Annotated in this window: 11 protein-coding genes; 3 read left to right on the top strand and 8 right to left on the bottom strand. The window is 44.3% G+C overall.

Annotation, left to right across the window (positions count from 1 at the left end; genetic code table 11):
* Positions 1–16: 16 nt before the first annotated feature.
* From IPL35_11285 to IPL35_11260, 6 genes are read right to left on the bottom strand one after another with little or no spacing between them, the layout of a single operon-like run.
* A complete protein-coding gene (locus IPL35_11285; GenBank protein ID MBK8443948.1) occupies positions 17–910 on the bottom strand; it encodes a T9SS type A sorting domain-containing protein in 894 nt (297 codons plus the stop codon).
* A gap of 33 nt (positions 911–943) precedes the next feature.
* Positions 944–1,657: a T9SS type A sorting domain-containing protein gene (locus IPL35_11280; GenBank protein ID MBK8443947.1), complete on the bottom strand. Its 714-nt coding sequence runs from the start codon at positions 1,655–1,657 to the stop codon at positions 944–946.
* Positions 1,657–1,863: a hypothetical protein gene (locus tag IPL35_11275; protein ID MBK8443946.1), complete on the bottom strand. Its 207-nt coding sequence runs from the start codon at positions 1,861–1,863 to the stop codon at positions 1,657–1,659. Before IPL35_11275 ends, IPL35_11280 begins: the two co-directional genes overlap by 1 nt.
* Before the next feature lie 33 nt (positions 1,864–1,896).
* Positions 1,897–2,808: a T9SS type A sorting domain-containing protein gene (locus IPL35_11270; GenBank protein ID MBK8443945.1), complete on the bottom strand. Its 912-nt coding sequence runs from the start codon at positions 2,806–2,808 to the stop codon at positions 1,897–1,899.
* Positions 2,809–2,841: 33 nt separating this feature from the next.
* Positions 2,842–3,762, bottom strand: a complete 921-nt coding sequence (locus IPL35_11265) for a T9SS type A sorting domain-containing protein (GenBank protein MBK8443944.1) — start codon at positions 3,760–3,762, stop codon at positions 2,842–2,844.
* Between the two features lie 33 nt (positions 3,763–3,795).
* On the bottom strand, positions 3,796–4,725 hold the full coding sequence (locus IPL35_11260; GenBank protein MBK8443943.1) for a T9SS type A sorting domain-containing protein: 930 nt from the start codon (positions 4,723–4,725) through the stop codon (positions 3,796–3,798).
* Between the two features lie 792 nt (positions 4,726–5,517).
* Here IPL35_11260 and IPL35_11255 point away from each other — a divergent pair.
* On the top strand, positions 5,518–6,420 hold the full coding sequence (locus IPL35_11255) for a carboxypeptidase regulatory-like domain-containing protein (protein ID MBK8443942.1): 903 nt from the start codon (positions 5,518–5,520) through the stop codon (positions 6,418–6,420).
* 87 nt (positions 6,421–6,507) lie between these two features.
* On the top strand, positions 6,508–6,798 hold the full coding sequence (locus tag IPL35_11250; protein ID MBK8443941.1) for an NAD(P) transhydrogenase subunit alpha: 291 nt from the start codon (positions 6,508–6,510) through the stop codon (positions 6,796–6,798).
* A gap of 81 nt (positions 6,799–6,879) precedes the next feature.
* Here IPL35_11250 and metG read toward each other — a convergent pair whose 3' ends face one another.
* A complete protein-coding gene (gene metG / locus IPL35_11245) occupies positions 6,880–9,012 on the bottom strand; it encodes a methionine--tRNA ligase (protein MBK8443940.1) in 2,133 nt (710 codons plus the stop codon).
* Between the two features lie 228 nt (positions 9,013–9,240).
* Positions 9,241–10,311, bottom strand: a complete 1,071-nt coding sequence (prfA, locus tag IPL35_11240) for a peptide chain release factor 1 (protein ID MBK8443939.1) — start codon at positions 10,309–10,311, stop codon at positions 9,241–9,243.
* A 201-nt stretch (positions 10,312–10,512) separates the two neighbouring features.
* Between prfA and IPL35_11235 the strand changes: the two genes are divergently transcribed.
* Entirely contained in the window at positions 10,513–11,055 is a 543-nt protein-coding gene (locus tag IPL35_11235) for a DinB family protein (GenBank protein ID MBK8443938.1), read from the top strand.
* Positions 11,056–11,094: the final 39 nt, after the last annotated feature.

Here is an 11,094-nt window from a genome sequence, read left to right as displayed (position 1 = left end):
TTTTACAGAATTTTATTTACGGACCAACTAAAAACTTACCACTATACTGCTCCTTGCCGTCTGTGGCTTGATAATAATAAACGCCCGCCTGCCAGCCTTGTAAAGAAAGAGACAAATAACTTTGCGCCCCACCACTCCGATAGCGCAGCACCCCCCTCACATCGTAAATACGCCACTCCAAAGGCATCGCCGCACGCAACTCTACCCACTGACCCGCCGGATTCGGCGATACACTCACCGTCTGAGGCGGCAACGCAAGCACCGGAACGCTCAATGTGTCGTCCGGTGTGCTACAATTTCCATAAATGGTGCTGTCGTTGCGACTGAAACATACTAAGTAGCCTGAATTATAATTTTCAAACGAACTACACATAATTACCCCCAGCCCTTGATTTGAGCCTACTCCCTCTATCTGTATATAAGAATTGCAATAAAGATCCCCCAAACTAAAAGTATCTATCTCATAATACTTATGGGATAAACCATCTGCCAAAATCGTGTCACCACTATTTATTATTTTAGAATTAGAAGAGATAGAATCCCCTGTTTGCAAATTAAAATCATACAAAATGTATTCTGTTTCATTAGAGGTATTATACCGAATAACTTGCCTATTTTCCTCACGCAACAAAGATCTCAATTTAAAAGGTTGAACAATTGTATCGCCAAATAAATTATCAAAGGCATACATTGAATCAATAATTTTTCTATACATTTTTCCGTTTATAAGGCTGTCGCCGTCTATCTTTTTTGTAATATAATTATTCCAACTTTGCCCGGGACCGTTTACATTCAACTGCCATTCCTTCCACACATTACCCGCTTGCAACATCGGTATATAATCGTCTGCTTGCGCTTGGAGCAAAGAGCAACTCAACAGCATAGTGATATAAAATATAAAGTGTTTCATAAGAATTTTTGGAAAGAAAATATAATGACAAAATTACGGACAAACTAAAAACTTACCATTATACTGCTCCTTGCCGTCTGTGGCTTGATAATAATAAACGCCCGCCTGCCAGCCTTGTAAAGAAAGAGGCAAATAACTTTGCGCCCCACCACTCCGATAGCGTAGCACCCCCCTCACATCGTAAATACTCCACTCCAAGGGCATCGCCGCACGCAACTCCACCCACTCCCCCGCCGGATTTGGCGATACACTCACCGTCTGAGGCGGCAACGCAAGCACCGGAACGCTCAATGTGTCGTCCGGTGTGCTGCAATTTCCATAAATGGTGCTGTCGTTGCGACTCAGACAAAGCAATATGGCGGACGATGATGTTTCAAAATAATAACAGGAAGCAGGAGCATAAAACCCTTCATCCGTACCCACCCCTTCTATCTGTAAATAAGGATTGCAACTAATACCCGACCACTCAATAGTGGAGGTATCCACTATTTCAAAATAGCGGTGCGATAAACCATCTGCCAAAATAGTATCGCCACTGCTTTGAACCCGCGAATAAGAATACATATCCTTAGGAACATAATCGCCCACCTGAATATTAAAATCGTACCAAACACCCTCTGTAGCAGTAGTGCTGTTATAGCCAATAACCTGCTGGTTCTCTTCTCTTAATAAAGAAAAGAGTTCAAAAGGATAACTAATTGTGTCATTTATACCACCACTATGTATCTCTGAATACAAAGAATCCATTAATTTTTATACACCTTACCATTGATAAGGCTATCTCCGGCTATCTTTATGGTGATATAATAATAAGTGTTTCCGGATATATCCATATTTTTATGACGTACTTCCCACACATTTCCATCTTGCAACATCGGTATATAATCGTCTGCTTGGGCTTGGAGCAAAGAGCAACTCAACAGCATAGTGATGTAAAATATAAAGTGTTTCATAAGAATTTTTGGAAAGAAAATATAATGACAAAATTACGGACAAACCAAAAATTTACCGCTATACTGCTCCTTGCCGTCTGTGGCTTGATAATAATAAACGCCCGACTGCCAGCCTTGTAAAGAAAGAGGCAAATAGCTTTGCGCCCCACCACTCCGATAGCGTAGCACCCCTCTCACATCGTAAATACTCCACTCCAAAGGCATCGCCGCCCGAAACTCCACCCACTCCACCGCCGGATTTGGCGATACACTCACCCTCTGAGGCGGCAACACAAGCACCGGAACGCTCAATGTGTCGTCCGGAACACCACACCCATAAATGGCATTGCCATTGCGACTGAGGCAATTTAGCCATGAAGTTGATGATATTTCAAAATAAGTACAGGAAGCTGGCGAGTAAATTCCTTCATTTGTACCTACTCCCTCTATCAATAAATAGGGAACACAACTCCTACCAAACCATTCAATAGTGGAGGTATCTACCATTTCAAAATAGCGATGTGACAAACCATCTGCCAAAATAGTATCGCCACTGCTTTCAACTTTTAAATTAAATAAATAATCGCCTACCTGAATATTAAAATTGTGTACAATGTGTTCCATAGTAGTAGCGGTATCATAACGAATTACCTGTTGGTTTTCCTCTCTTAATAAGGAGTAAAAGCTGAAAGGGTAACTAATTGTATCATACATACCAGTCTCATAATTATATGTATTTAAATAGGTAGAATCCACTAGTTTTTTATAAGCCTTACCATTGATAAGGCTATCTCCGGCTATTTTTACTGTGATGTATCGGTTTTTATCACCAGAAAATACTCCTCCGGAATGTTGCCATATCTTCCACACATTACCATCTTGCAACATCGGTATATAATCGTCTTCCTGGGCTTGGAGCAAAGAGCAACTCAACAGCATAGTGATGTAAAATATAAAGTGTTTCATAAGAATTTTTGGAAAGAAAATATAATGACAAAATTACGGACAAACCAAAAACTTACCGCTATACTGCTCCTTGCCGTCTGTGGCTTGATAATAATAAACGCCCGACTGCCAGCCTTGTAAAGAAAGAGGCAAATAACTTTGCGCCCCACCACTCCGATAGCGCAGCACCCCCCTCACATCATAAATACTCCACTCCAAAGGCATCGCCGCCCGAAACTCTACCCACTCCACCGCCGGATTTGGTGATATACTCACCGTCTGAGGCGGCAACGCAAGCACCGGAACGCTCAATGTGTCGTCCGGTGTGCTGCAATTTCCATAAATGGTGCTGTCGTTGCGACTCAGACAAAGCAATATGGCGGACGATGATGTTTCAAAATAATAACAGGAAGCAGGAGCATAAAACCCTTCATCCGTACCCACCCCTTCTATCTGTAAATAAGGATTGCAACTAATACCCGACCACTCAATAGTGGAGGTATCCACTATTTCAAAATAGCGATGCGATAAACCATCTGCCAAAATAGTATCGCCACTGCTTTGAACCCTCGAATAAGCATACATATCCTTATGAATATAATCGCCCACCTGAATATTAAAATCGTACCAAACACCCTCTGTAGCAGTAGTGTTATTATAACCAATAACCTGCTGGTTCTCTTCTCTTAATAAAGAAAAGAGTTCAAAAGGATAACTAATTGTGTCATTTATACCACCACTATGTATCTCTGAATACAAAGAATCCATTAATTTTTTATACACCTTACCATTGATAAGGCTATCTCCGGCTATCTTTATGGTGATATAATAATAAGTGTTTCCGGATATATCCATATTTTTATGACGTACTTCCCACACATTTCCATCTTGCAACATCGGTATATAATCGTCTTCTTGCGCTTGGAGCAAGGAGCAACTCAACAGCATAGTTATGTAAAATAAAAGGTATTTCATAAGAATTTTTGGAAAGAAAATATAATGACAAAATTACGGACAAACCAAAAACTTACCGCTATACTGCCCCCTGCCGTCTGTGGCTTGATAATAATAAACGCCCGACTGCCAGCCTTGTAAAGAAAGAGGCAAATAACTTTGCGCCCCACCACTCCGATAGCGCAACACACCCCTCACATCGTAAATACGCCACTCCAAAGGCATCGCCGCACGAAACTCCACCCACTCCACCGCCGGATTTGGCGATACACTCACCCTCTGCGGCGGCAACGCAAGTACCGGAACGCTCAATGTGTCGTCCGGAACACCACACCCATAAATGGCATTGCCATTGCGATTGAGGCAATTTAGCCATGAACTTGAGACTTGCTCAAAATAGACACAATTAGCAGGAGCATAAAATCCCTCATTTGTACCCACCCCTTCTATCAGTAAGTAAGGGGAACACGTACTACCACACCACATAAAAGTGCAGGTATCTACAATTTCAAAATAGCGGTGCGACAAACCATCTGCCAAAATAGTATCGCCACTGCTTTGAACCCTTGAATAAGCATACATATCCTTAGGAATATAATCGCCCACCTGAATATTAAAATCGTAGACAACACCCTCTGTAGCAGTAGCGTTATTATAACCAATAACCTGTTTATTTTCTTCTCTCAATAAAACTAATAACTTGAAAGGGTAACTAATTGTATCATACATACCAGTCTCATAATTATATGTATTTAAATAGGTAGAATCCACTAGTTTTTTATACACCTTACCATTGATAAGGCTATCTCCGGCTATTTTTACCGTGGTATATTTATTAGTCGTGCCTGCTATTATGCCTCCTTGGGAACTTGATATAGTCCACACATTACCATCTTGCAACATCGGTATATAATCGTCTTCTTGCGCTTGGAGCAAAGAGGAGCAACTCAACAGCATAGTGATGTAAAATATAAAGTATTTCATAAGAATTTTTGGAAAGAAAATATAATGACAAAATTACGGACAAACCAAAAACTTACCGCTATGAGCAAAAATGGCGCAAACCATACTGTTGTTTCTCATAGGATATATTTTTATTTTAAAAAGTGATATTGCAAATATAACTCCTTTCTTTACACAGCAAAAAAAATAGTACTATTTTTTTTTACAAAACCCAAAAAAATAGTACCCTCCAAAATTCCCCCTTTCGGAGCAAAAAAGAGGTAAAAAAACGAAAAAAACCGAGTTACACCCTCGCAAAGCCCCCTTACACTGAAACAATGTCAGGTTGCACTGAAACAATGTCAGCTTACACACCTTACAAAGCCACGTTACACCCTCGCAAAGCATAGTTACACCCTCGCAAAGCCACGTCACACTGAAACAATGTCAGGTTGCACTGAAACAATGTCAGCTTACACACCTTACAAAGCCACGTTACACCCTCGCAAAGCATAGTTACACCCTCGCAAAGCCCCCTTACACTGAAACAATGTCAGGTTGCACTGAAACAATGTCAGCTTACACACCTGCAAAGCCACGTTACACCCTCGCAAAGCATAGTTACACCCTCGCAAAGCCACGTTACACTAAAACAATGTCAGCTTACACACCTGCAAAGCCACGTTACAAGTCCGCAAAAACATCTTACAAAAATAATTTTTATCATTCCCACAATATTTTTCATACTCGTTGCGTTATTGTGCCGATGCTACACCAACAACAATAAAAGTAGCAAAAAATATTTTTTCACTAAAACAAAAAAAACACCACACCATGAACGCACGTCAAGAATCCAAACTCAACATGTATCGCGCCCTCACTCAATACTGCGACAAAAACGCCGCCCTCATTGCCACGGTGCCTGCATTCTCCAATGCCCTCAACACCCTCAAAACCAAAATCGCCGCTATCCAAAGCAACGCCTCCAAAGAATCCGCCCAAATCGGCGGCATCGCACAAGATAAAACCGCCGCCAAAGAAATACTCTGCACCCGCACCGCCGAAATCGCCGCCGCCGTATATGCCTACGCCCACCAAACCAACAACAACACCCTCCGCCAAAAAATGAACTTCTCCGTCTCCGACCTCCTCCGCATCAAAGACGACCTCCTCGTACCCACCTGCCAAGTCATCTACAACCAAGCACAAGCCAACCTACCCAACCTCGCCGACTATGCCCTCAACGCCGCCGCACTCACCACCCTCCAAAACGCCATGAACAACTACACCAATGCCACACCCCTCGTCCGAAACGCCATCGGCAACCGAAGCACCTTCCGCATCAATATCAAAAACCTCCTCAAAGAAACCGACGACCTCCTCAAAAACCAACTCGACAAAATATCCCTCCAATTCAAAAATACCAACCCCGATTTCCTACTCACCTACCGCCAACTCCGCATCATCATCGACCCCACCCGAACCACCACCGGCATCAAAATAGAACTCAAAAACAACCAAACCCTCCTCCCCGTCCCCAACGCCACCATTAGCATTGCAGAACTCAACATCAATGCCACCACCGGAGCCGGCGGCATCGCACACATCAAACCCGTCCCTCACGGCAATTACACCCTGCTCATCTCCGCACCCGGATACCAAAATGCCCAAAGTGCCGTCAAAGTCATTCAAGGCAAATCAAATCCCCTCGCCCTTCAGCTCCAAATACTTCAATAAATTTGCCCCTTTCCGCCGTTTTTGTGCAATCATAAAAAAAAGTATTATATTTACCTGCACAACAAAATTCTATTGCGCACCTGCCGTATGGATACTCAAACTTTATTGGTACTCATCTATATCCTCGTACTCGCCAGCTATGTGGGCTTCGAACTCATCGCCAAAGTACCCCCCACTTTGCACACTCCTCTGATGTCCGGCTCCAACGCCATCTCCGGCATCACCCTCGTAGGGGCTATCCTCGCTTCCAATTTCGGCGATTTGCACCACCTCAGCAAATGGTTGGGCTTGGTGTCGGTGGTATTTGCCGCTATTAATGTAGTAGGCGGCTATTGGGTTACTGACCGTATGCTGCGTATGTTCAAAAAGAAAAAATAATCATCATCTCCTTCCCCAATAAAAAAACAGACCGACACTTTTTTGAAAGTGTGGGTGTGTTAAAATATAAAATTCTGTTCCTTACGAAATAGTCGCGCCGTTGTTGATAGCAACAGGCGGGGCTACAAAATGCAGTTTGCCTTCGGCATCTTCTGCCATCAAAATCATTCCGTTGGATACCACACCGCGCATCGTGCGGGGAGCTAAATTTGCCAACAACAACACCTGCCGCCCGATAATCGCTTCGGGTTCAAAATGCTCCGCAATGCCACTCAACACCGTGCGCTCCTCAAAACCCACATTCAATGTCAGTTTCAGCAATTTATCCGCCTTCGGAATGCGCTCTGCCGCCACAATCGTAGCAGTACGAAGGTCTAATTTCGCAAAATCATCATAAGCGATGCTTTCTTTGAGCGGCGCATACACCACAGCCGCCGGAGCCGCCGCCACGCGCTCGGCTTTTCTCGCCGCCAATCGGTCGGTCTGTACCTTTATTTCTTCATCTTCAATGTTTCTGAACAACAATTCGGGGCTGTTGAGCGTATGAAATTCGGGTAAAATATTTTGCAAAACACCCTGCTCCCAAAATTGCTGCCGACAGGCTTCTGAAATATCAAGGCGAAGCTGCTCCAAAATACGCCGCGCTGTGTTGGGCAAAAACGGCTCGCAAGCCACCGCAATATTAGCGGTAAGCTCCAGCGCATAGCTCAATACGGCAGCGCAGGCTTCGGGGTCGCTTTTGTAGATTTTCCAAGGTTCGCAATCTGCCAAAAACTTATTGCCGCCCCGTGCCAAATTCATCATTTCGGCTTGCGCCTCACGAAAACGATAATTCTCCAAGCCCGCTATCATATTGCATATATTTTTATTACTCTCTTCAAAATTACTCCTGTAAGCAGCGAGAATTTTGGTTCTTAATTCGCTGTTGTCTTCTATTTCTTTTGCCGAAGGCGTTTTTCCTTCCAAAAATTTGTGCGTCAGCACCAACACCCGATTCACAAAATTGCCCAAAATCGCTACCAACTCGCTGTTTACCTTCAACTGAAAATCTGCCCAAGTAAAGTCGCTGTCTTTGCTTTCGGGAATAATACTCGTGAGGGCATAGCGCAAAGCATCTTGCTGCTGCGGAAAATCCTGCAAATATTCATCTAACCAAACAGCGTGGTTGCGGCTGGTTGATATTTTTTCACCTTCCAAATTCAAAAACTCATTGGCTGGTATATTTACAGGCAATATATAAGGCTCGCCCAAATCCTGCATCTGGCGCAGCATTGCCGGAAAAATAATGCAGTGAAATACGATATTGTCTTTGCCGATAAAATGCACCAACTTGCTGTCGCTGCTTTGCCAAAAGGGTCGCCAGTCGCGCCCCGCTTGCTGTGCCGCCCACGCCTTGCTCGCCGATATGTAGCCGATGGGCGCATCGAACCATACATACAGCACCTTGCCCTCGGTGTGCGGAATGGGCAAAGCCACGCCCCACTCCAAATCGCGCGTGACGGCACGCGGCTGCAAACCCTGCTCCAACCACGAGCGACATTGCCCCATCACCGAATTTTTCCACGCCTCGCTGCGCCCTTCGCCCTCCAATATCCAAGCATTGAGCCACGACTGCTGGTAGCTGTCCAATGGCAAATACCAATGCGTAGTGGGGCGCAATGTCAATGCCGAGCCACTCAACGCCGAGCGCGGACGGATAAGGTCTTGCGGCGAAAGGGTAGAGCCGCATTTTTCGCACTGGTCGCCGTAGGCATTTTCGTTGGCACAGCGCGGGCAAGTGCCTATAATGTAGCGGTCGGCAAGAAAACGCCCCTGTTCGGTATCATAATATTGTTCGCTTTCTTTTTCCGGCAACACGCCCGCATCATACATTTTTTTAAAAAAATGCGCTGCTGTTTCGTGATGCAAAGGGTCGGAGGTGCGATGATAAATATCAAAATCAATACCGAATTGAGCAAAACTGCTGCCCATAATATGGTGGTATTTATCCACCAACTCCTGCGGGGTGATACCTTCTTTTTGAGCACGCAACGTAATAGGAACACCGTGTTCGTCAGAGCCACACACAAAGAGTACCTTCTCTTTTCCGTAGCGGCGGCGCAGATAACGCACATAAATATCGGCAGGAATATAAGCTCCGGCAAGATGCCCGATGTGTACGCCGCCGTTGGCGTAAGGCAGTGCTGCCGTGATGGTATAGCGTTGGTAGGTCACGATAAAAAATGAAAATGTTTTTTTCTGTTGTTCAGAAAAAAAGATGATGAGTGCATTAAAATTTATAAAATAACAACAAAAATAAGCTCGCTAAGTTATCATTTATCGGCGGTTGAGTTTGTTTTTTGTTATAAAAAAAACGAATTTTCAAACCTCTAATAATTGTGTTTGGTGCAGAATAGGTGCATTGAGCCTGCCGAAATACATTATCCCTTCCAAAAAAAACAATTAATTGCTGCCTTCTTTTAGTTTTTCGGCATTTTCTACCAATTTGAGCGCATCAATAATTTCCTGCAAATCGCCGTTGATAATGGCTTCTAATTTATAGAGGGTCAAATCAATGCGGTGGTCGGTGATGCGCCCCTGCGGAAAATTGTAGGTGCGTATTTTAGCAGAACGGTCGCCTGTGGAAACCAAGGTTTTGCGGCGGGCGGCAATTTCGTTCATGTGTTTGGTGTATTCCATTTCGTACAGGCGCGTAAAGAGCATCTTCATCGCTATTTCGCGGTTTTTGTGCTGATTGCGGCTTTGCTGGCTTTCGGCAACCAGGCCTGTGGGTACGTGTGTGATGCGGATAGCGGATTCTGTTTTATTAACGTGCTGTCCGCCTGCTCCGCTGGCGCGGTAGGTATCTACTCGCAGGTCGGCAGGATTGATTTGTACATCTACTTCATCGGCTTCGGGCAATACGGCAACGGTGGCTGCCGATGTATGTACGCGCCCTTTGGCTTCGGTTTCGGGTACGCGCTGCACGCGGTGTACACCCGATTCGTATTTCAATTCGCCATATACCTGCTCGCCGCTGATTTCTAACGAAATTTCTTTAAATCCGCCCGAACTGCTCTCATTCTCCGACAATATTTCCATATTCCAGCCTTTGTTTTCTATGTAGCGTTTGTACATACGAAACAAATCGCCCGCAAAAATCGCCGCTTCATCGCCGCCCGTACCGGCGCGAATTTCCAAAATGGCGTTTTTGTTGTCTTCGGGGTCTTTGGGTATTAAAAGATTTTTGACCTGTTCTTCTATCTCCGGCAATTTGCCTTGCGCCTCTTCTAATTCGGCTCTTGCAAAATCGCGCAGTTCGGCATCGCTTTCATTTGCCAAAATTTCTTCGCTTTCTTCAATGCTGCCCAGCAGTTGTTTATACACTTGTGTTACTTTGGCGATTTCTTCCAATTCTTTAAACTCGCGGCTGAGTTGTGTGTAGCGTTTGATGTCGCTCATAATAGCGGGGTCGGATAATTGCAAACGCACATCTTCGTAGCGTATTAAAATCGCCTCTAATTTATCTATCATTGCAAAATGCTTGTTTTTTTTGAGTGGCAAAGTTAGGGATAAAAGAAATGAAAAATGAATTTATTGTCTTATACTTTACAGTATTACCACCCAAGTGAGTGATTGAGCACTTTTTTTTGATACAATAAAAATCATATTCTTTATTGTATCAAAACATTGCTACTTTTGTTTATTCTCCCTTGTTTTTAGTATTTTTGTCTGATGATGAATACAGATTTTCGCTCCGAACTCAAAACACAATTAGATAACAACACTGCTGCATTTGAAACTGCTGCCAAAGCAATAGATGTGGCGATTGTGGATATAAAACCTACGCCGGAACGCTGGTCGCTTGCCGAGTGTGTGGAGCATGTGTATGCGGTGGAAAAGGGAATTGTGCGGCTGCTCTTTCTTTTGGGGCAGGGCAACGAGGGCGCAAACGACCGCTTCGCCGAAACCGTGCCCTACGAAAAAATGCAGAAAGCAATGCAAAACCGCAATCGCTACTGGGAAGCTCCCGATTTTGTACAACCCAAGGGCACACGCGGCGACTGGAATACGCTGCTCCAAAAAATTATCGCCCAACGCCAACAACTCAGCGAGGCTTTGAACACGCCGCAGGGTTTGCCGTTTGGAACGGCTACCGCTCCGCACCCTTATATGGGCGAACTCACCATGCTGGATTGGTTGCATTTGCTCATTGAACACAACAAGCGGCATTTATTGCAAATGCAGGAAATTACAGAGGCAATTTCGGCAACTTAATAGCTATTTTTTATCCCCCTCACCTTGTTTTTTGTTACT

Source organism: Sphingobacteriales bacterium, assembly GCA_016711285.1.
In the GTDB taxonomy this organism is placed as follows: domain Bacteria; phylum Bacteroidota; class Bacteroidia; order Chitinophagales; family UBA2359; genus JADJTG01.
The sequence above is the reverse complement of the archived record's forward strand: the minus strand, read 5'-3'. Positions and strand labels throughout refer to the sequence as shown.